The sequence below is a fragment of the Aeromonas sp. 159 genome (genome assembly GCF_963862045.1).
Lineage (GTDB): Bacteria > Pseudomonadota > Gammaproteobacteria > Enterobacterales > Aeromonadaceae > Aeromonas > Aeromonas veronii.
Genome location: NZ_CAWLMI010000008.1, coordinates 17,344 through 38,455, shown reverse-complemented (window position 1 = coordinate 38,455; position 21,112 = coordinate 17,344). Strand labels below are relative to the sequence as shown.

At 57.6% G+C, this 21,112-nt stretch carries 16 protein-coding genes; 10 read left to right on the top strand and 6 right to left on the bottom strand.

Features of this window, described 5'->3' with window-relative positions; translation table 11 throughout:
• Window positions 1–7 precede the first annotated feature (7 nt).
• From AACR14_RS02015 to htpG, 9 genes are all read left to right on the top strand, one after another.
• Window positions 8–1,435 (top strand): VasL domain-containing protein, encoded by a 1,428-nt coding sequence (locus AACR14_RS02015; RefSeq protein WP_026034880.1) that lies wholly within the window; start codon window positions 8–10, stop codon window positions 1,433–1,435.
• 305 nt (window positions 1,436–1,740) lie between these two features.
• Window positions 1,741–2,028: a type VI secretion system PAAR protein gene (locus AACR14_RS02010; protein ID WP_019444936.1), complete on the top strand. Its 288-nt coding sequence runs from the start codon at window positions 1,741–1,743 to the stop codon at window positions 2,026–2,028.
• An 11-nt stretch (window positions 2,029–2,039) separates the two neighbouring features.
• A complete protein-coding gene (gene tssI / locus AACR14_RS02005; protein ID WP_019444935.1) occupies window positions 2,040–4,085 on the top strand; it encodes a type VI secretion system Vgr family protein in 2,046 nt (681 codons plus the stop codon).
• On the top strand, window positions 4,075–4,803 hold the full coding sequence (locus tag AACR14_RS02000) for a DUF4123 domain-containing protein (RefSeq protein ID WP_026034879.1): 729 nt from the start codon (window positions 4,075–4,077) through the stop codon (window positions 4,801–4,803). Before tssI ends, AACR14_RS02000 begins: the two co-directional genes overlap by 11 nt.
• Entirely contained in the window at window positions 4,800–9,599 is a 4,800-nt protein-coding gene (locus tag AACR14_RS01995) for an RHS repeat-associated core domain-containing protein (protein WP_019444933.1), read from the top strand. Before AACR14_RS02000 ends, AACR14_RS01995 begins: the two co-directional genes overlap by 4 nt.
• On the top strand, window positions 9,596–9,970 hold the full coding sequence (locus tag AACR14_RS01990; protein ID WP_019444932.1) for a hypothetical protein: 375 nt from the start codon (window positions 9,596–9,598) through the stop codon (window positions 9,968–9,970). Before AACR14_RS01995 ends, AACR14_RS01990 begins: the two co-directional genes overlap by 4 nt.
• A 37-nt stretch (window positions 9,971–10,007) precedes the next feature.
• Window positions 10,008–10,571: an RNA 2'-phosphotransferase gene (locus AACR14_RS01985; protein ID WP_083851929.1), complete on the top strand. Its 564-nt coding sequence runs from the start codon at window positions 10,008–10,010 to the stop codon at window positions 10,569–10,571.
• Window positions 10,572–10,998: 427 nt separating this feature from the next.
• Window positions 10,999–11,601 carry a recombination mediator RecR gene (recR, locus tag AACR14_RS01980; RefSeq protein WP_019444931.1) on the top strand — a complete coding sequence of 201 codons (603 nt, stop codon included), beginning with the start codon at window positions 10,999–11,001 and terminating at the stop codon, window positions 11,599–11,601.
• Window positions 11,602–11,768: 167 nt separating this feature from the next.
• Window positions 11,769–13,682, top strand: a complete 1,914-nt coding sequence (htpG, locus tag AACR14_RS01975) for a molecular chaperone HtpG (RefSeq protein ID WP_019444930.1) — start codon at window positions 11,769–11,771, stop codon at window positions 13,680–13,682.
• Between the two features lie 105 nt (window positions 13,683–13,787).
• On the opposite strand, the gene AACR14_RS01970 is transcribed toward htpG, so the two are convergent.
• From AACR14_RS01970 to pspF, 6 genes are all read right to left on the bottom strand, one after another.
• Window positions 13,788–14,573 (bottom strand): peptide ABC transporter ATP-binding protein, encoded by a 786-nt coding sequence (locus AACR14_RS01970; RefSeq protein ID WP_005333681.1) that lies wholly within the window; start codon window positions 14,571–14,573, stop codon window positions 13,788–13,790.
• A 34-nt stretch (window positions 14,574–14,607) separates the two neighbouring features.
• Entirely contained in the window at window positions 14,608–15,606 is a 999-nt protein-coding gene (locus AACR14_RS01965) for a peptide ABC transporter ATP-binding protein (protein WP_005333679.1), read from the bottom strand.
• Window positions 15,606–16,499, bottom strand: coding sequence for an ABC transporter permease subunit (locus AACR14_RS01960; RefSeq protein ID WP_005333677.1), 894 nt, complete (start codon window positions 16,497–16,499; stop codon window positions 15,606–15,608). Before AACR14_RS01960 ends, AACR14_RS01965 begins: the two co-directional genes overlap by 1 nt.
• Before the next feature lie 35 nt (window positions 16,500–16,534).
• On the bottom strand, window positions 16,535–17,494 hold the full coding sequence (locus tag AACR14_RS01955; RefSeq protein WP_005333676.1) for an ABC transporter permease: 960 nt from the start codon (window positions 17,492–17,494) through the stop codon (window positions 16,535–16,537).
• A 2-nt stretch (window positions 17,495–17,496) separates the two neighbouring features.
• Window positions 17,497–19,092, bottom strand: a complete 1,596-nt coding sequence (gene sapA, locus AACR14_RS01950; protein ID WP_026034878.1) for an ABC transporter substrate-binding protein SapA — start codon at window positions 19,090–19,092, stop codon at window positions 17,497–17,499.
• A 108-nt stretch (window positions 19,093–19,200) separates the two neighbouring features.
• Window positions 19,201–20,229, bottom strand: a complete 1,029-nt coding sequence (gene pspF / locus AACR14_RS01945) for a phage shock protein operon transcriptional activator (RefSeq protein WP_019444928.1) — start codon at window positions 20,227–20,229, stop codon at window positions 19,201–19,203.
• A gap of 196 nt (window positions 20,230–20,425) precedes the next feature.
• On the opposite strand from pspF, the gene pspA reads away from it, so the two are divergent.
• A complete protein-coding gene (gene pspA, locus AACR14_RS01940) occupies window positions 20,426–21,112 on the top strand; it encodes a phage shock protein PspA (RefSeq protein ID WP_019444927.1) in 687 nt (228 codons plus the stop codon).

Below are 21,112 nucleotides of genomic sequence, written 5' to 3'. Positions count from 1 at the left end.
ATCCGATATGTCACAGAATCAACAAGGCCAGCAGGCATTGAAAGTGGGGCGTGACCCCAGAATGTTGCCGGAGTACGAGGCGCTGCGCGCCGAGATCAACAAGCTTAGCCACGCCTCCCGCCCCGAGGTGGATTGGGTCAGGATCCATCAGCTTGCCAGTCAAATTTTTGAAAAGCACGGGGTGGATCTGCAAACCGCCATCTACTTCACTCTGGCGCGCTCCCGCATTCAGGGGCTGAGCGGCTTTACCGAAGGGTGCGAGTTTCTCGCCAACCTCATCGTTACCCAGTGGGAGAGTTTCTGGCCACCGTTGCATCAGGAGCGGGCCCGCATCGAGATGCTCGACTGGTTTATCGCCCGCATCAGCGACGTGATCCGCCAGTACCAGATCAGCCACGAGGACAAGCGGTTGATCTACCGCTGCGAGCGGGCACTGCAACTCATCAGCGAGAAGTTGCACAACGCCGGTTTGAGCCGCATCCCCCGGGTCGAGAATCTGGTGCACTTTATCGAGGGGTACACCCATCTGTTTGACGAGACCGAGATTGTCATCGTCTCCGATGAGCCGGGCCTCAAGGACGAGCTGCAGATCCCGCCGATGGTCTTCTTCAAATCCGACATGGAGAGCGACCACGGCGCCTCTGCCGGGGCAACCCCGCACCTGCCTCAGGGCAGTATCCTGGTGGGGCGCGAGAAGGGGCAGATGAAGCCGACTGTGCTCAAGATTGAGCAGCACCGCAAACAGCGGCCGGCCTGGTTCTGGTTTGGCTGTGGCCTGCTCACCTGCGCCTTGCCCATGATGGGATGGCTTGGCTGGCAACATCAGCAGCAGGAGAAGGTCATCGCGGCGCAACGGTTGCAACAACCCGCTGCAGCATTGCCGCAGGCCCTGAGTTATGACGACATTCGCCAGGCGCGCATCGTGTTGGGGGAGCAGACCCTGCAGGGGATGGAGAGCGAGCTGGTGTCGCGTTATCAGGCCCAACTGGATCGGCTTGAGCAGACCTCTCCCCTCTACTGGTACCGTTATGGCGAAGGGCTGCGCAATTCGCTGCAGATGCTCTATCCCGACTCGCTGGCGGTCAAGGCCCTCGACAAACAGTGGCAGAGCGCGCTGGCCGGCCAGCAGGGGGATCTCAACCGGGTTCCGACCTATCTGGAGGCGCGTGCCGGGGTCGATGCCCTGATCGATCAGCTGCTGGAGCTGGAGCGTCAGCGCAAGACGGTCACGATTTCCTACCTCAAGTCTCAGCTCTACGAAGTACAGAAGAACCTGATGCAGGAGATTCCGTTCAGCTTGCGCCTGAGCGAACTGGAGGCGCGAAAAGCGTCGCAGGAGCCTATTACGGCTGCCGAGCTGAAAGGGATAGAGAGTGACCTGAAAGCACTCAATATTCGGCTTTACCAACTGCAACAGGGGCTATCCGGTAGCTGATTGCTCTGTTATGCGCAACCAGTTGCGCATATTCCAGAGGGTTGCACTGCGGATGCAATATTTGGCAGGGGGATTGCCCAGTTTGCGCAATCTCTTGCGAATGGATAAGCCTGTCATCTATCGAAAGAGGTTAACCATTTGATTTTATTTGGCTAATTTCGCCAGCGCTGAATGGCATAGCCTGTGCTGCGGCCTGTTCTGTTTATTCGCTGTTTATCAAAATCGCCTGTGCCTGGTGCGTTCCACCGGGCACAGGGGCAGAGGGATGATGTCTGTGCGTCTCCCCACTCATATGGAGAATGACTATGTGCCCCGCTATCGCACTGCTCGGTGACATCGGCACCGACCACGATGGCTTCCCACCGACCCCGGTGATAGCTGCCAGTCCCGACGTGTTCCTCGATGGCAAGCCTGTGGCTCGTCAAGGTGATCCACTGGCGCCCCATGACAAGCCCAATAACCCGCCGCACCCACGTGCCATTGCCGGTGGTGTTGGCTCTGTGCTGGTGAATGGCAAACCCATCGCCGTCACCGGCACGGCAGTGGATTGCGGTGGCGTGGTGATTGGTTCCGGTAGCGGACAGGCAGGATAAGGAACAGAGTCATGGCGCAAAGCACAGGATTACAATTTACGGTCAAGGTGGGGGCGTTGCCCGAGAGCACCTTTGTGGTGGCCAGTTTCCAGCTGGATGAGGGGCTGAACCGGCCGTTCAACCTGCAACTGGAGGTGGCCAGCAGCCAGCCCGATGTCGACTTTGGCGCCGTGCTGGACCAGCCCTGTGAGCTGCTGGTGTGGTACAACGGCGAGCAGCAACGGCGGGTCTGCGGGGTAGTGAGCGAGTTTGCCCAAGGGGACAGTGGCTTTCGCCGCACCCGCTATCAGCTGCAAGTCAAACCGGCCCTGTGGCGACTGGGGCTGCGCCAGAACTCCCGTATCTTTCAGGCGCAGAAGCCTGACGAAATCCTCAGCATCCTGCTGCAAGAGCACGGCATCACCGATTACGCCTTTGCGCTCAAGAACGAGCACGCCCAGCGGGAATATTGCGTTCAGTACCGCGAGACCGACCTTGATTTTGTCAACCGCCTTGCCGCCGAAGAGGGGCTGTTCTACTTCCACGAGTTTGAAGCAGGCAAGCACCGTATCGTCTTTGCCGACGATGCGGCAGCCCTGACCGCTGGCCCCGAGCTTTTCTTCAACCTTGGCAACCGCTCGCTGGAACAAGGTCCCTATGTGCGCCAGTTCCACTACCGCGAATCGGTGCGCCCCTCGGATGTGGAGCTGAAAGACTACAGCTTCAAGACGCCAGCTTATGGCCTCTCCCACAAAAAGCAGGGCGCAGAGCTCGAGCACCAGCGCGATACCTATCAGCACTTCGACTACCCGGGCCGCTACAAGCTGGACCCGAGCGGCAAGGCCTTTGCCCAGCACCGGCTCGATGCCCTGCGCAACGATGCGGTCAGCGGCAGTGGCAAATCCAATAGCGCGGCGCTCTTGCCAGGTCAGCACTTTTCACTCACCGAACACCCCAATGGCAGCCTCAACAGCGACTGGCAAATCGTTCATATCCGCCACACCGGTGAGCAGCCACAAGCCTTGGAAGAAGAGGGCGGCAGCGGCCCGACCGTCTACCACAACGAATTTGGTGTAGTGAAAGTGAGCACCACCTGGCGCGCCCGCATCGGCAGCCCCGAGGCACCTCACAAGCCGATGGTGGACGGCCCGCAAATCGCGATAGTGGTCGGCCCCGATGGGGAGGAGATTTACTGCGACGAACATGGCCGGGTGAAGCTGCAGTTCCCGTGGGACCGCTACGGCAGCTCCAACGACCAGAGCTCCTGCTGGGTGCGGGTGAGTCAGGGCTGGGCCGGTGGCCAGTACGGCATGATGGCGATTCCGCGCATTGGCCATGAGGTTATCGTCTCATTCCTCGAAGGTGACCCCGACCAGCCCATCGTCACCGGTCGCACCTACCACGCCACCAACCGGCCGCCGTATGAGCTGCCAGCCAACAAGACTCGCACCGTGCTGCGCACCGAAACTCACCAGGGCGAGGGTTTCAACGAGCTGCGTTTTGAAGACCAGGCGGGGCAGGAAGAGATTTATATCCACGGTCAGAAAGACCTGAATGTGCTGATTGAAAACGATGCGGCGTGGCACATCAAGCATGACGAGCATCGTGACATCGACAACGAGCGGGTCACCCGCATCAAGGCCAATGACCACCTGACGGTAGAAGGCGAGAAGCGCGACCAGATCAAGGCTGACTATTCGCTGACGGTGGATGCTTCTATGCACCAAAAACTGGGACAAAGTTGGCTCACCCAGGCCGGGCAGGAGGTGCACGTCAAGGCTGGCGCCAAGGTGGTGCTGGAGGCGGGATCTGAAATTACCGTCAAGGTGGGCGGCTGCTTTATCAAGGTGGATGGTGGTGGCGTCACACTGGTTGGCCCTACGATCAAGATGAACTCTGGGGGAGGCCCGGGGTCTGGCTCAGGTTGGGCGGGTAAATCCCCTGTCGGCCCTCATGGTGTGTCAGTTCCTCCCATGCCGAAGGTGCCGCTCAGTCCTGCCCAGCTGGCCACCATGAAGAGTGCCGCCCCTTTCTGTGAGGAGTGTGAGAAGTGCAAGGAGGGCGGCTGTGAAATCTGAAGCAATGTCGCTTGCTGAGTGGGTAGCCGTGCAAACCAGCCCACTCTATGCCGTACTGGCAGGGGCCAGCGATGCGGCGCCTTTGCAGCACTATTACCAGCTTGATGGCCGTCATACACCGCGCGGACTCTATCTCGGTACCCCCTATTACGACTGGCTCCCCGTGATGCCCTATCTGGTCGAGCTGGACAAGGTGAGTCCTTTTATCGAATGGGCTGAAACGACCGATGCTCGCGATTGGGGATTTATTCTGGCGACAGCGCAACCTGCTGGCACCCTCTATGGCCATTTTCAGGGGCTGACCCAGATCTGGCATCAGGGTGAAGCAGTGTTCTTTCGCTATTGGGATGGCGTCTATATGTCTGCCATCGTGTCGCAGCTTGGTGATGATATGACAAGGCTGTTGCCACAACTGGATGCGATGTGGTGTCAGGGCTATGGATTTTCATGGGGGGCATCTGAGCCTTGTGCTGTGCGTCCATTTCCCTGGTGGGAACTTCCTCCCGCAATTGCAGCCGTGTTGGCCGGGCAAGATACAGGTCCCCTTATCAACAACCTGATGCAACAACTGGCAGATGAGAATGGCCAGCTTTACTGGTCTTTCCCCGAGGCCAATCTCAGGTGCAAAGTTGCCCGTTTCGTTTCCCGTTACCCATCCCCTGATATCGATCTATTTCCAGCGCTGGAAGCGGCGCTGCTCAATGAGGTTCAAGCATGAGTAATGCCGGCCAGGCCGTCTTCACCCAGGTGATCGCCGATTATCGCAATGCCCTGACTGAGTACCGCAAGGATGCCGAGAGTTTCTTTCTTGGCGACATGCTCGGTATGGACATGGAGCAGACCATCAAGGTTGGTGACAAGACGGTAAAGGCGTCTTCGAGCAGCAAGAAGGCGCAATCCGTGGTGACGCAGTGCCCGTTGAGTGGCACTTTGCGGCTGGTCCATCTGTTTGAATCCGTGCGCTTTATTCCTATCGGTAATACCCCCTACCTAGTGGAATCGGGGAAGATGGAAAAGGGAAAGTTTGTCCCTGCTAAAGAGGAAAGAAAGGGCTCGCTCGATGCCAAGGGGGTGGCCGAAATTGGGAGTCTCAAGCCAGGGGAATCCTACAGGGTGACCTTCTATCCCAATGTGAAGAAGAGTGATTTTGATGGATTATTTAGATCATATCAGGTGGTGCAGGCTGATTTGGCTGCCTGGTTGGAGCGCGAGTGGGCCTCGACCCATCAACCTGCATGGGTTAATTATCAACGTAATGGCGGTGGTGGCGTTGCAGTTGCCGCCGGAGTGTTGCGTGGGATTGGTCGTGCGCTTGCCTCGGTATGGGACGATTTAACCGGTCTGTATGATTTATTGGCTGATCCAATGGGTAATGCCGAAAAACTGCTGAAATTCGGGGTAAATGCGGCCGATGTGGCACAAGCGGGAGCAGAGAAGATCGAGAGCGCCATGTTGGTGCTGCAAGATGAGGCGTTGATCTATCTCTATGTTAATGCACTGGTGAGCTGGTTAAAGATGCTCCCCCCGGATGAGCTGGTGGAGTTTGGTACCCAGGCGGTGGTCACTGTACTGTTTGATGTACTGGTTGGGATCGTCTTGACCGGCGGTGCAGGAATAGCCGTTCGCTATAGTGCCAAAGTGGCGACCACCATGACCAGGGCGGCCAAGCAGCAGGCTCGGATGGCCAAGCTGGCGGCAACATTAATCGCCATGTCAAAAAAGCACAATTTGGTAGCTCATATCGATGTAGCCAAGCCGGTGTTGGTGACGGGTGGGGCGCCGTTGAATCCGCTTAAAAAAGCAGATCTACAGCTGATCGACAGAGGAGCATCAACGCTTGTAGAAAAAGCGACAGCAGAGAGCCGCAGGCACAAGTCGCGCACCACTATCAAGCAGGTTGGTAGTACACCAGACACCTCCAGACACTCAACCAACGCCGCTGGTCATGCCAGCCAGACTGAAGCCAAAACCTGCAAGAACAACTGCCCTGTGTCCATGGTCACCGGCGAGGAGTTACTGGCGCTGGAGGATGCCCATCTGCCGGGCATGCTGCCGTTTACCTTTGGTCGCCTCTATCGCACGTCAGCTGTTGAGCGTTCCTGTGGCATGGGGGCGGGGTGGAGTCATGCGCTGGCCCATCGGCTAGAACGTCACGGAGATAGCCTGACCTGGTGGGATCAGGAGTCTCTTGCCATCGAGTTGCCGATGCCCTCGGCAGCCAGACCCATGATCACCAACCAGTTGTCAGAGGCGGCCGTTTATCTGGGGGATGAGCCTGACGAGGTAATAGTAGCCAAGGCGGGATCGCCCTTCCTGCATTTCACCTGGCATGGCAAGACAGGCCGTTTGACGGCCATGTCAGACCTTTATGGCAACCGGCTCACTATCCGTGCCGATGAGCAGGGGCGCCCCTGCTGGATTGAGAACGAGGGCGGTCTGGCTCTTCGCATTGTCTATCAAAAGGCATATCTGACCGCTGTCGAATTACAGCATTTTGACGGTATTAACTGGCAGCCAGAAGCGACCTTGCAACGTTATTACTATGACGATGCAGGGCACCTGGTGGTGGCTGAAAACGGGGCCGGTGAGTGCGAACGTTACCGCTATCGTTCCGATGGGGTGATCCTGGAGCGCCGACTGGCGGGCGGCGCAGGGTTCTTCTGGGAATGGGAGCGGGAAGGAAAGCTGGCGCGCGCGGTTCGCCACTGGAGTGATGTGGCCCGTTTTGATGTCAGTTACACCTGGGATGATGACAAGGGTGAAGTGACGGTCAGCAATGCTGATGGCAGTCAGGAGGTGTACCAGCATGACAGCAACGCTCGACTGATCCGTCAGCAAGATCCCGACGGCGCGGTCAGCGAGTTTGTCTATAACGACAAGGGTCAGAAAGTGCTGGCCCGCGATGCACTGGGGGGCGAAACCCGTTACCACTATGACGAAGCGGGCTTGCTGGAGTGCGAGATTGCGCCCGATGGCAGTCAGACCACCTATCACTATTGGGATGGTCGGGTTCGCAAGGTGGTGCAGGGGGAGCGTGAGTGGCGTTTTGAACGCAACGAGCAAGGGGATGTGATTGCAAGACGGGATCCCCTGGGGCGGGAGACTCGCTACAGCTATAACACGCAAGGCAAGCTCAGTACCGTGGTGCAACCCGATGGCAGCCGCATCGAACTGGGCTGGAACCGCCTTGGGCAGCTGATCGAGGAGAAGGGTGCCAACGGCGGCGTGACCCGCTGGCGCTATGACGAGCGGGGTCGTCAGATTGTACGGCGCGACCCGCGTGGCGCGATTACCCGCTATGAATGGAATGCGGCCGATCGCTTGCAAGCCGTGTATCTGCCTGGTGGTGGCTCCCGCCGCTTCGAATATAACGCCTATGGCAAGGTGACGGCCGAGTGGGATGAGCTGGGCCGTGAGACCCGCTACGAATATCACCCCGGCCTGCATCTGGTAAGCCGCCGCATCAACCCGGACGGCAGTGAGCTTAAGTATCGCTACGACAATGCCAAGCTCTTCTTGAGCGAGATTGAGAACGAGCATGGCGAGCAGCACCGCATTCACTACTTCCCCAATGGCCTGGTCGCGCGGGAAACCGGCTTTGATGGTCGCACCACCGCTTACCGCTACGACCTCAACGGCCATTTGAGCGAGAAGGCCGAGTTCGGCAAGCAGGAGACCGAGCTGGTCACCCGTTATGAGCGAGACTCCATGGGGCGGCTGCTTAAAAAAACCTTGCCCGATGGCCGTGAAATCCAGTTCAGCTATGACCAGTACGGTCAGTTGACCCAGGTGGATGATAGCGCCTGGCCACTCACCTTTGAATACGATGCAGCAGGCAATCTGCTGGCCGAGCATCAGGGCTGGGCTTCCAGCTATTTCAAGCATGATGCCATGGGGCGGTTGGCCCACTGGCAGTTGCCCGATGGCAACAAGCTGGCTTACCACTATCTGAATGGGGAGCTAAGCGGGATTGATCTGAACGGCGCTGAGCTGACTCGCCACCAGATGGTTAGTGGATTGGAGATGCGCCGCAGCCAGGGGGCGCTGACCCAACAATACGAATATGACGAGCAGGGGCGCCTGACGGCGCTGCGACTGCAACGGGGCAAACAGGTTGCTCGTGAGCGGCGTTACGGTTATGACCGCACCGGCAATCTGCTGCAGATCAATGACAGTGTGCAAGGGGAGCAGCACTACCGCTACGACCCGCTGGACCGCTTGCTGGAGGTGCGTGGTGAACTGACCGAGCGGTTCCTGCACGATCCGGCGGGCAACCTGTTGAGCCAGACGCTGGGTGGCCAGTTTGAGGGGGCGCGCACCCAGGGTAACCGGCTGCTGTTGAGTGGCGATCGCCATTTTGAGTACGACGAATTTGGTCGATTGGCCATCGAGCGTCGTGGCAAAGGCCAGTCACTGGTTACCCGTTATCACTACGACTGCCAGCACCAACTGATCAGGGCTGAGCTGCCGGATGGCACCACGGCCCGTTATGACTACGACGCCTTTGGCCGCCGTATTCGCAAGACGGTGAGTGGGACAAAGGGCGAGCTGGTCACCGAATTCTTGTGGCAGGCCAACAACCTGATTGCCGAAAACAGTTATCAGCTTGGTGATGATAAACGTCGCACCGATGATCAGTACCGCAGCTTTATCTATGAGCCGGGCAGCTTCAAGCCATTGGTGCAGCTGGAAGGCGAAGGCACGGATACCGAGGTATTCCATTATCAACTTGACCACCTCGGTACCCCGCTGGCGCTGACCCGCGACAATGGGGCGACCGCCTGGCAGGTGCGTTATCGCGCCTATGGCAATGTGTGGCGGGAAGAGATCGCCGAGGTTGCCACTCCCTTGCGTTTTCAGGGGCAATATTTTGATGCCGAGACCGGTCTGCATTACAACCGTCACCGCTACTACCAGCCTGAAACGGGTAGATTTATCACCTCCGACCCGATAGGCTTGGCTGGCGGGCTCAATAACTACCAGTACGCCCCCAACCCGATTGGTTGGGTGGACCCACTTGGATTAATGAATCAGCCTGGACAGTGTCCTGATTCCGAAGAAATTGTAGAGAAAAAAATGGAAGGCCCACGACCTCCAGTTGTACATCTTGATCCTCAAGATATTCGTTTTTCTCAAAATTCGGTTTCATTCAATAAGACGGAAAGAGGTAGTGGCAAGCCTTATACATATGATGACCTTGTCGCTAGTATGAAGGAAAACGGTTGGCAGGGTGATCCTATCGATGTTGTGAAAATGCCTGATGGTGGACTGACATCAATGGATAATACGAGAGTAAGAGCAGCAAGAGAGGCTGGAGTAAAAGTTAAAGCGAGAGTTAATGATTTTGAACGTCCTCTTACTGATGAAGAGAAACGAAGATTTAAAACAACGTCAGTGCCAGATACGTGGGGGGAAGCAATTATTTTGAGGATAGAAAAGCAAAAGCCAAAATCTTTTTCAAAAAATAACCAGTTTGGTTCAGATGTAGATCCTAAGTTGAGTGGTAAGAAATGATGGATATATTTTTGGGTACTTTTAATATGCAGGGTTTCAAATATCCCGAGAAATACATTAGCTTTTTGAAAGACCCATCATCTAAAAGTTTTGAGCCATGGATGATGCTAGCTCATGATGAAGAGGATGTGGATGCGTGGCATAAAATCCTGCACAAGCAATATCCAGTGTACTCATTGATTCCGTTTGCTAAATATATGGCAAATGATGATGTTGCCTGTTTTGACCTGAAAAATGGTGACATTGTAATTATCAACTCGTTTTCAACAATAGATTGCTCATGTCATGGAACATACCCTGATTTCGATAAGTGGTTAACTGCAGCCACAGCTGAACATGAATCTTGGAATGATGAGGATGAGGATGAATAAATGATAAGTATGCTATTTAAATGTAATAGGGGTTTTTATGGTTGATGAAAAGGACTTTGAGAAAGTCAGTCGTGTAGTTTCACATGCTCTTCGTCATGAGCCATGGCTTTATGAGTTGGAGCTGGACGAGCAAGGATGGGTTGCTGTTGATGATTTAATCAAGGTGTTACACCGAGAGAATTCAAAATGGAGTGATATTACCACCGATACTCTGGTTGATATGATCACGGCGTCAGATAAAAAACGACATGAAATATGCGATGGTAAAATCCGGGCACTATATGGTCATTCTGTACCGAAAAAACTGCTTAAACAGCCAGCCATACCACCCATAGCACTATATCATGGTACATCACCAGAACTTGCTAGAATAATTTTAAAAGATGGGTTATTGCCTATGGGAAGACAGTATGTACATCTTTCAATAGATATCGATACAGCTATTCAAGTCGGTCGTCGTAAATCCAATAAACCAGTTTTGTTACAAATAGAGACTGATGGGGCCATGAAAAATGGTACAATTTTCTATCGTGGTAATGATATTGTTTGGCTAGCTAATCATATCTCATCTGAATTTATTGCTAGTCATGTGCAAGAGTAGTTTTTAAAGAGTTATTTTTTAGATGTTTAAGTGTTTGGAGTCGAATTGTTTTATGATGGTTTTATTTTTATCCATTCAATCGTTTCCTAAATAACTCATCGGATTGTCATTTTCCTAATCCATTATCTGTACTTTCTTGCTGGTAGACCAAGGGCGTTACCAACCTTTTTTGTTGTTACCCTTGAATTCCATTGATTCGGGCAAGCACGCTGGCGATAGAGCAAAACAAGCGCCATTTCTAACGGGTAAGTGCCTCGTTGAAAACTGTCCGGTTGATGCGACAGGGCGGTTAGCGAAGAAGGTGTGGGCAAGCCGATGGCGATGGGCGGCGGGCTCGGGTATAGTCCTGCGCCAATGGCGTTATCCTGTTTTGCTGACCCGTCGTGGCCCTGGTGGTGGCGAGGGGCCGGCCTGTGTAAGGAGTGTTATGAAGTTCAGTCCCCTGCTCGATGAGATGATGAAAGCCCTGCAGGTATTGCCGGGGGTGGGGCCCAAGTCTGCCCAGCGGATGGCCTTTACCCTGCTCGAGCGTGAGCGCAGCGGCGGTTTGCGGTTGGCCCAGCTGCTCTCTCGCGCCCTGACCGAGATTGGCCACTGCAGCCACTGCCGCACCTTTACCGAGAATGACCGCTGCGATATTTGCGCCAATCCCAAGCGGGAAGAGAATGGCCTGCTCTGTGTGGTGGAGAGCCCGGCGGACGTGGCCGCCATCGAGCAGACCGGCCAGTTTTCCGGTCGTTACTTTGTGCTGATGGGCCATCTGTCGCCGCTGGACGGCATAGGCCCGGAGGAGCTGGGGCTCGATATTCTCGAGCGCCGTCTAAAGGAAGAGCACATCAGTGAGCTGATCCTCGCTACCAATCCCACTATTGAAGGGGATGCCACCGCCTGGTATATCGCCGATATGGCCCGTGCGGCCGGGGTGGAGGTGAGCCGCATCGCCCATGGCGTGCCGGTGGGGGGCGAGCTGGAGCTGGTTGATGGCACCACGCTTTCCCACTCCCTGATGGGGCGCCAGCGCCTCAAGTAAGGGGCGGGTGGCGGCAGGCAAGTCGCGAAAAACTGAACATAAAATCGGCGGTCACACGCCAACAGGGGGCGAATGAGCAGGATTGCACATTCGCCCCTTGATATTTGGATCGCTGTCCCCATCTAGGTTGGGCATATGTTCAACCCGATGTTTCTGAGGATTGGTCCATGACCCAAAGTGTTCATGCCGAAACCCACGGCTTTCAGACTGAAGTCAAACAACTGCTGAGCCTGATGGCTCACAGCCTCTACTCCAACAAAGAAGTATTCCTGCGCGAGCTGATCTCCAACGCATCCGATGCGGCGGACAAGCTGCGCTTCAAGGCGCTTTCCGATGCCTCTTTGTTCGAAAACGACGGCCAGTTGCGTGTGCGTCTGGTGGTGGACAAAGAGAAGCGTACCCTGACCATCTCCGATAACGGGATCGGTATGACCCGTGATCAGGTGATTGAGCATCTGGGTACCATCGCCAAGTCCGGCACCGCAGAATTCTTCAAAAACCTCTCCGGCGATCAGGGTAAGGATTCCCAACTGATCGGTCAGTTCGGGGTCGGTTTCTACTCCGCCTTTATCGTGGCCGACAAGGTGACCGTGGTCTCCCGCGCCGCCGGTACTGCTCCGGAGCAGGGCGTACAGTGGGAATCTGAAGGGGAAGGCTCCTTCACCGTCGCTGACGTAACCAAAGAGGGTCGCGGTACCGACGTCATCCTGCACCTGCGTGCCGAAGAGGACGAGTTCCTCGACGACTGGCGTCTGCGCTCCGTGGTGGGCAAATATTCCGATCACATCAGCGTACCGGTCGAGATGTTCAAAGAGGGTACCCCGGATTGCGAAGAGGATGGTGAGACCATCGTCGGCACCGCGGGCGAGTGGGAGCAGGTCAACCGCGCGACTGCACTGTGGACCCGCAACCCGAAAGATATCAAGGACGAGGAGTATCAGGAGTTCTACAAGCACGTTGCTCACGACTTTGAAGATCCGCTGCTCTGGGGTCACAACCGGGTGGAAGGGGCGCAGGAGTACACCAGCCTGCTCTACGTACCGGCCCGCGCACCGTTCGACCTCTACAACCGCGAGCAGAAGCACGGTCTGAAGCTCTACGTACAGCGCGTCTTCATCATGGACGACGCCGAGCAGTTTATGCCGACCTACCTGCGCTTCGTCAAAGGGGTGCTGGACTCCAACGATCTGCCGCTCAACGTCAGCCGTGAAATCCTGCAGGATAACAAGGTGACCGCCTCTCTGCGCAAGGCTTGCTCAAAGCGCGTGCTGACCATGCTCTCCAAGCTGGCGAAAGACGATGCCGAGAAGTACGCCAAATTCTGGAAAGAGTTCGGTAACGTGCTCAAAGAGGGCCCGGCCGAGGATTACGCCAACCGCGAAGAGATTGCCAAGCTGCTGCGCTTTGCCAGCACCGCTGGTGAGGGCGAAGCCCAGACCGTCTCTCTCGAGGATTATGTTGGCCGCATGAAGGAAGGTCAGCAGAAGATTTACTACATCACTGCCGACTCCTACGCCGCTGCCAAGAACAGCCCGCACCTCGAGATCTTCCGCAAGAAGGGGGTCGAAGTGCTGCTGATGTGGGAGCGGGTGGACGAGTGGCTGATGAGCCACCTGACCGAGTTCGATGGCAAGCAGCTCATCTCCGTCACCCGTGGTGAACTGGATCTCGGCGATCTGGAAGACGAAGCCTCCAAGCAGGCGCAAGAAGAGGCCGAGAAGGCCAACGCCGGTCTGGTTGAGCGGGTCAAGAAGAGCCTCGGCGAAGCGGTGAAAGAGGTGCGTGTCACCCACCGTCTGACCGACTCCCCCTCTTGCATCGTCACCGACGCCTACGGTATGAGCACCCAGATGATCAAGCTGATGCGCGCGGCCGGCCAGCCGGTACCGGAGCAGAATTACATTCTGGAGCTCAACCCTGACCATGCGCTGGTGAAGAAACTCGACACCATTGAAGACGAGGCGCTGTTCGGTGAGTGGGTCACCCTGCTGCACGAACAGGCCCAGCTGGCCGAGCAGGGCGGGCTGAACGATCCGGCGAGCTTCGTCTCCCGCATCAACCGTCTGCTGCTGCAAGCCTAAGCAGCAACGCCGGTAACAGAAAGCCCACTGCATGCAGTGGGCTTTTTTGATCCCGCCGAGTGAGCTCGGCGAAACACAGCGGCAAGGGAAGCGGCCAGCGCCTCTCTATTTGCGGTATTCGTTGTTGTAGTTCTGGATGAGACGGCGAGTCACCTCATGTTGGGGATCGGCAAACACCTTGAGAGTCTTGCCGCGCTCCACCACCCGACCTTCGTGCATTACCAGCACCTCGTCGCTGATATGGCTGACGATACCCAAATCGTTGGCTACCAGCACATAACTCAGTCCCATGGTCTCCTGCATCTCCAGCAACAGGTTGATGATCTGGGAGCGTACCGAGATATCCAGGGTGGAGAGCGCCTCATCGGCCACCACTATCTTGGGGTTGAGGATCAGCGCCCGCGCCAGCGCCACCCGCTGCTGCTGACCGGAAGAGAGCATCTGCGGATAGAACAGGGCGTGATCCGGCAGCATCCCCACCATACGCAGGGTCTGCACCACCTTCTCGCGGCGCTCCTCTTCAGTCATCTCTGTGTTGAGGCGCAGTGGGGTTTCCAGGATCTGGCCGACCCGGATCTTGCGGTTCAGCGAGGTGTTGGGATCCTGAAAAATCATCCGCAGCAGTTTGCAGCGAGTCTGGTAATCGCCATGCACCATCAGCTGGCCGTCGATGGCGATGTCGCCGCTGGTGGGCTCGATCATCCCGGCCAGAATGCGGGCGAGGGTACTCTTGCCGGAGCCAGCTTCGCCGACGATGGCGAGGGTCTGACCCACTTCGAGGTCGAACGAGAGGGGCTTGATCGCCTCCACCGCCTGACGACGGAACAGACCGGTACGGTTCTGGTAGGTTTTGCTAAGGCCTCTGACCTGCAACAGGGACGGCTCGATCACAAGCGGGGCTCCTTCATGGGGGCATTAACGGTCATCATTTTTTCGGCTCCTCCATGTTCAGCGGGAAGTGACAGCTGAACTGATGGCCCTTGATCTTGTTCATCAACGGAGTCTGCACGCACTGCTTCTGGGCGTAGGGGCAGCGAGGTCCCAGACGGCAACCGATGGGCAGGTGTTGCAGCGGCGGGATGACGCCGGGCAGGGTCTCGAGGCGCGACTTGTGGCGCACCAGCTTGTCAAAGTCGGGGATCGATTTGAGCAGGGCATCGGTATAGGGGTGATGCGGGGTCTCGAGGATCTGCTCCCGTGTGCCTACCTCCACCATCTGGCCGCAGTACATCACGTTGATGGTATCGGTCAGGTTGGCGATGGCGGCGATATCGTTACTGATGATCAGGATGGTGGTATTGCCCAGCTTGTTCATCTTGTCCAGCAGTCGCAGGATCTGGGAGTGGGTGGTGGACTCCATGGCGCTGGTGGGCTCGTCGGCTACCAGCAGACGCGGCTGGTTGGCAATGGCCATGGCGATCATCACCTTCTGGCACATGCCATCCGACAGCTCGTGGGGATAGGCGCGCATCACCTTGCGGTGATCCTTGACGCCTACCCGGTGCAGCAGGGCGATGGCCTTCTTCTTGCGCCACTGGAAGCGCTGCCAGAATTGTCCCTCGAACGAATCGGTCGGGATCGCCTCTTCCAGCTGGGTGCCGATCTCCTCGGAGGGGTCGAGACAGCTGATGGGGTCCTGGAAGATCATGGCGATCTCGCGGCCCATGATGCGACGGCGCTCCTTGGGGGCCATGGTCAGCAGATCCATGTCGTTGAAGCGCATCCGGTCGGCACGTACCGTCCAGTTGTCCTTCTCGATGCCGACGATCACCTTGGCGATCAGACTTTTACCGGAGCCGGATTCACCCACCAGACCGCGGATCTCCCCCTCGGTCAGGGTCAGGCTCACCTTGTCCACCGCCTTGACCTTGCCTTGCGGGGTGTCGATCTCGATGGTGAGATTGCGTATGTCGAGCAGCGGCATCAGTCGTTCCCCTCTTTGAGTGCTTCACGAATGCCTTCACCAACTAAATTGGTGACCAGCACGCTGAACAGGATGGCGATGCCGGGCAGGGTGACAGTCCAGGGGGCGAGATAGATAAGATCGCTCGAATCGGCCAGCATGGTGCCCCACTCAGGTTGGGGAGATTGGGCGCCGAGACCGAGAAACCCGACCGCCGAGATATCGAGAATGGCCGCCGACAAGGTGCGGGTGGTCTGGGCCACCAGGGTTTCGACAATGTTGGGCAAAATAGCCAGACGCATGATCCGGAAGGGGGGCGAGCCATCGAGGCGGCTGGCGGTGATGTACTCCTTCTGCATCTCGGCATGTACTGCGTTGTAGGTGGCCCGGATAAAGGGCGGGATCAACGCCAGGGTAATGGCTATCAAGGTATTGCCAAAACCCGGTCCCATGATGGCGACCATGATGATGGCCATCAGCAGGGAGGGGATGGAGAGCAGGGTATCGAGCAGGTGGTGCAGCACGCTCGATTTAAGTCCCTTGCTCATGCCGCCGAGGATACCGATGGCGGAGCCCACCACCATGGCGATCACCACCACGACCAGCGCATAGCCGAAAGTGAGACGCGCCCCCACCACCAGCCGGGAGAGCATGTCACGCCCCAGATCGTCGGTGCCGAGGAAGTAGTCGATGTTGCCGGTCGCCGCCCACGAGGGGGCGAGCAGCAGCTTGTCGGTGTGCTGTTCATCGATGCCGTAGGGAACGACCAGCGGCCCCACCAGCGTGATGAGCAGCAACAGCAAAAAGCACCAGAGCCCCGCCATCGCCAACGGATTGCGGCTGTAGGAGGCCCACGTCTGCTCAAGGGGGGAGAGGATCTTGAGCTCGGGATAGATGTTCGATTTATCTTGCATAGGATACCTGGCTCCTGGTCACGCCATGAGCGCGTTCAATCTTGTTTGGCATACAACTCTTTGCGCCGTGCCGGATAGATAAGGGTGGTCAGCAACTCGGTGCTGACGCTGGTCAGGATCACGAAACTGGCGACCACCAAGGTTGCGCCGCGAATGGCGGCGTAATCCTGCAGGGCGATACTGCTGATGAGCCAGCGGCCGATCCCGTGCCACTCGAACACCACCTCGGTGATCATGGCGGAGGTGAGCACGCTACCCAGTTGCAGACCCAGCAGCGGCAGTACCGGCGGCAGGGCGTTCTTCAGGCCATGGCGCCAGACGATCTGCGCCTTGGAAAGGCCCCGGCTCGCCGCCGCCTTGATGTAGTTCTGCTTCATCACGTCGATGAGGGAGCTGCGTACATGGCGGATCACCTCGGTGGTAGGCACTACCGCCAGCACCAGTGACGGAAGGATCAGGTGGCGCAGGGCATCATGCAGCGCCGCTTGCCGCCAGGGCTCGTTGCTGAGCAGCACATCGATCACCGCGATGCCCGTGATGGGGGGCACGTCGTAGAGCAGGCTGATCTGGCCCGACGCTGGCAACCAGCCGAGATCCAGCGAAAAGAGCATTACCACCAGCAGCGCCAGCCAGAATACCGGCACCGCATAGCCGATAAGACCGGCAGTCATGATGGAGAGATCCAGCGTCTTGCCCTGGGACAGGGCCGCCAGGGTTCCGAGAGGAATCCCCACCAGCAGCGAGATGGCGAACGCCGCCAGACAGAGGATCAGGGTTGCCGGGAAGTAGTGGCGGATTTCGTCCAGCACCGGCAGCCCGGAGACGCTGGAGAGCCCCAGGTCGCCTGCGAAAATGCGGCGCAGGAAATCGGGATAGCCGCTCCAGAAGCTGAGCTGATGGCCGATCAGCCGATAGTCCAGCAGGTAGGCGACAAAGGTCAGGGCCAGCAGGGTGATAAGCAGCAGGTTGATGCGGCGCAAGGTGTATAGAAGCATGCTTACTCCCTGTGAGCCAGGTTGAAGGAGGTGCCGCCAAAGGGCATCAGCGTCAGCCCCTCGATGTCGCTGCGGCTGACCTGGGTACGCAAGGCGTGCGCCAGCGGGATCAGCGGCAGTTGTTCGTTGAGCAGGGTCTGGGCATAGTAGTAGTTACGCAGCCGGAACGAGAGCTGGGGCGTGGTGACCGCATCATCCAGCAACTGATCGAAGGCCGGGCTACACCAGCGGCTGTAGTTGTTGCCCCGTTCTACCGCCGAGCAGCTCAGCAGTTGGCGGAAGAAGTTGTCCGGATCGGCGTTATCGGCAATCCAGCCGGAGAGCAGGCTGTCGTACTGCCCCTTGGTGAGGCGGCCTTCGATCACCGGCCACTCCCGTTGCACGATCTTGAGCTTGATCCCGACCTTGGCCAGATCGCTGCGGATCAGCTGGGCGGTCTTGACCGCATCCGGGTTGTAGGGGCGGGCATCCGGCTGTACCAGCACCTGCATCTCGAACCCTTTCTCCAGTCCCGCCTCCTTGAGCAGCTGGCGCGCCCGTTTCAGGTCGGGTTTGCGCTCGGGCAGGCTGGGGTTGTAACCCCATGAGAGGGTGGGCAGCAGGCTGTTGGCGGGCAGGCCGGTATCGAAATAGACCGCCTGCAACAGGTTGTCGATATTGATGGCGCTGGCAATGGCCTGACGCACCTTGACGTTGTTGAACGGCGGCTTGCGGGTATTGAGGGCTAAAAACGCGACATTCATTCCTGACTGGACCGAGAGGCTCAAGTCGGGGTGCTCTTTGATCACCGAGAGCTGGCTGGCAGCCGGCGTGCTCATTACGTCACACTCGCCGGTCAGCAGCTTGGCCAGCCGTTTGGCGGATTTTGGGGTGATGTCGTAAACCAGTTGTTCAATTTTTGCTGGCCCGTTCCAGTAAGCGGGATGGCGCAGATAGCGAATGAACTCGTTGTGGCGATACTCCTTGAAGCTGAACGGCCCGGTGCCGATGGGGCGGCTATCCAGCAGGGCTGGCGTGCCCGCCTGCAGCATCTGCTCGGCGTATTCGGCGGAGAGGATCACCGCATAGTCGCTGGCCAAAGTGGCGAGGAAGGAGGCGTTCGGCTGATTCAGCTCGAATACCACCGTCTGCGGCCCCTTCTTGCTCACCCGCTTGATCAGCAGATCTTGCCCCAGGCTGTAGAAGTAGGGGTAATCGCCGCCGGACACATTGTGATAGGGGTGCTGCTCGTCTAGCTGGCGGGCATAGGTGAAGACCACGTCATCGGCATTGAAAGTGCGGGTGGGCTTGAACCAGGGAGTATGGTGAAACGTCACCCCCTTGCGCAGGGTCAGGGTATAGGTGAGGCCATCCTCGCTGACATGCCAGTTGGTGGCGAGCGCCGGCTCCAGCGCCAGGGTGTTGGGGTTCACCTCCAGCAGGCGGTCGTAGAGCGGACGGGCACTGGCATCCAGTGTCACCCCGGAGTTGGAAACATGGGGATTGAAGGAGAGGGGGGATCCCTCAGCACAATAGATGAGTCCGGTTTTGGAGGCCTCGGGTTGCTTCTGGCAGCCGGTGACCAGCACCAGCAGACCCAGCAGCAAGGGTGTGAGCATTCTCATTTTTGAACCATGTTCTTATAGGGGTTTTGTACGCACGTTTTGATACAAATGTGCCAGCGCGAAGGCTGGCGTGTTGCTGGCGTCGGCATCAACCGCGCTCCTTCACTCTTGTTCTGCATCGTTATCGCCATCCAGCAGCTGATATTTGCGTAGCATGCCACGGAACTGGTGATAGCTTAAGGCCAGCAGTTGAGCGGCTTTGCGCTGATTATACTGGGATTGCTGCATCGCTTGCTTGAGTAAATTAATCTCGTATTCCGCCACCGCCTGCTTGAGATCGAGCGGCAAGGCGAGGGGGGATGCAGATTGTACCTCGCTTCGGGCCTCTTGCGCAGGTTGCGTGACCTGTGGTCGCCAGGGGGAATCAAACGGGTTGAGCACCAGGGTCGAGAGCGGCAACTGGGGATTGCCCTGACGGTAGATGCTGCGCTCCACCACGTTCTTCAGCTCCCGCACGTTGCCCGGCCAGTGGTAATCCAGCAGCAGCTGGGTTGCCTTGCGCGAGAAACCGGCAAACAGCGGATAGCCCAGCTCCCGGGTCATGCTGTGGGCGAAGTGCTCCGCCAGCATCAGGATATCTTCCCGCCGCTCCCGCAAGGGGGGGAGGGTGATCACATCAAACGCGAGCCGGTCGAGCAGATCGTGGCGAAACTGCCCCATGTCGGCCAGCGCAGGGAGATCCTCGTTGGTGGCGCAGACCAGCCGCACATCCACCTTGAGGGGCTTGGCCCCGCCCACTCGCTCGAACTCGCCATACTCGATGACCCGCAGCAGCTTCTCCTGCACCCGGGCGCTGGTGGTGGCCAGCTCGTCGAGGAAGAGGGTGCCGCCATCGGCCCGCTCGAAGCGGCCCTGATGGCGCTTGGCGGCGCCGGTAAACGATCCCGCTTCGTGACCGAACAGCTCGGTCTCCAGCAGGCTCTCGCTCAGGGTGGCGCAGTTGATGGTGACAAAGCTTTGATCCCAGCGCGCCGAGAGATAATGTAGGCGGTGGGCGATCAGCTCCTTGCCCGTCCCCCGCTCACCGATGATCAGCACGGGTTTGCGCAGCGGGGCGAGCCGTGAGGCCTGCTCAATGATCTCGAGAAATGCGTTGGATTCCCCCAGCAGGCTTTCCGTGGCCGTGGTCATAGTGATCCCTGTCAGTTGTAAAAGCTGGTCAATCTTACCAAAAGTTGGTGATTTTAATCATCACTTGCGCGAGGCATCTTGCAATCCGGCTATTCTGCCCCATATAAATCAACAAGTTAAATTTTGTTCCAGATTGGCACACAAGTTGCCATTGTCAATGGAGAAACAACGCCATGCCAATAACAGGAGTGCAATCATGAGTATTTTTTCCCGTCTGGCCGACATCATCAATTCCAACCTGACGGCCCTGCTCGACAAGGCAGAAGATCCCCAGAAGATGGTGCGCCTGATCATCCAGGAGATGGAGGACGAGCTGGTCAAGGAGCGTTCCAATCTGGCCCGCTTCCTCGCCAGCCAGAAAGAGATTGGTCGTCAGGTCGCCCGTCATCAGGAGCGGGTCGACGAGTGGCAAGCCAAGGCCGAGCTGGCCCTGACCAAAGGGCGTGAAGATCTGGCCCGCGCGGCCCTTATCGAGAAGAAGAAACAGACCGAGTTGTCAGAGACCCTCTACCGCGAGCAGCAGTCGGTCGACAGCGGCATCGAGAAGCTGGGTGAGGAGATCCGCCAGCTCGAAGCCAAGCTGGAAGATGCCCGCGCCCGTCAAAAGGCGATGGCTATTCGCACCGAAGCGGCCAGCAGTCGTCTCAACGTGCAGAGCCAGGTAGCTCGTGGCGAGAGCCAGGCGGTAGTGAACAAATTCGAGCGGATGGAGCGTCGCATCGACGAAATGGAAGCTCGCGCCGATCTGGGTCAGTCCGACAAGGCGCTGGCGCAGCAGTTTGCCGAGCTGGAAGTGGATGATCAGATAAGCCGCGAGCTGGAAGCCATGTGCCAGAAGCTGGGGCAGGGCGACAGCAAAAGCGAAGGCAAACAGGGGGAGTAA

Bases quoted from the DNA above. Each gene is read 5' to 3' on its own strand.
- AACR14_RS02015 (WP_026034880.1), top strand. From the start codon at position 8: ATGTCACAGAATCAACAAGGCCAGCAGGCATTGAAAGTGGGGCGTGAC.
- AACR14_RS02010 (WP_019444936.1), top strand. From the start codon at position 1,741: ATGTGCCCCGCTATCGCACTGCTCGGTGACATCGGCACCGACCACGAT.
- tssI (WP_019444935.1), top strand. From the start codon at position 2,040: ATGGCGCAAAGCACAGGATTACAATTTACGGTCAAGGTGGGGGCGTTG.
- AACR14_RS01995 (WP_019444933.1), top strand. From the start codon at position 4,800: ATGAGTAATGCCGGCCAGGCCGTCTTCACCCAGGTGATCGCCGATTAT.
- AACR14_RS01990 (WP_019444932.1), top strand. From the start codon at position 9,596: ATGATGGATATATTTTTGGGTACTTTTAATATGCAGGGTTTCAAATAT.
- AACR14_RS01985 (WP_083851929.1), top strand. From the start codon at position 10,008: ATGGTTGATGAAAAGGACTTTGAGAAAGTCAGTCGTGTAGTTTCACAT.
- recR (WP_019444931.1), top strand. From the start codon at position 10,999: ATGAAGTTCAGTCCCCTGCTCGATGAGATGATGAAAGCCCTGCAGGTA.
- htpG (WP_019444930.1), top strand. From the start codon at position 11,769: ATGACCCAAAGTGTTCATGCCGAAACCCACGGCTTTCAGACTGAAGTC.
- AACR14_RS01965 (WP_005333679.1), bottom strand. From the start codon at position 15,606: ATGCCGCTGCTCGACATACGCAATCTCACCATCGAGATCGACACCCCG.
- AACR14_RS01960 (WP_005333677.1), bottom strand. From the start codon at position 16,499: ATGCAAGATAAATCGAACATCTATCCCGAGCTCAAGATCCTCTCCCCC.
- AACR14_RS01955 (WP_005333676.1), bottom strand. From the start codon at position 17,494: ATGCTTCTATACACCTTGCGCCGCATCAACCTGCTGCTTATCACCCTG.
- sapA (WP_026034878.1), bottom strand. From the start codon at position 19,092: ATGCTCACACCCTTGCTGCTGGGTCTGCTGGTGCTGGTCACCGGCTGC.
- pspF (WP_019444928.1), bottom strand. From the start codon at position 20,229: ATGACCACGGCCACGGAAAGCCTGCTGGGGGAATCCAACGCATTTCTC.
- pspA (WP_019444927.1), top strand. From the start codon at position 20,426: ATGAGTATTTTTTCCCGTCTGGCCGACATCATCAATTCCAACCTGACG.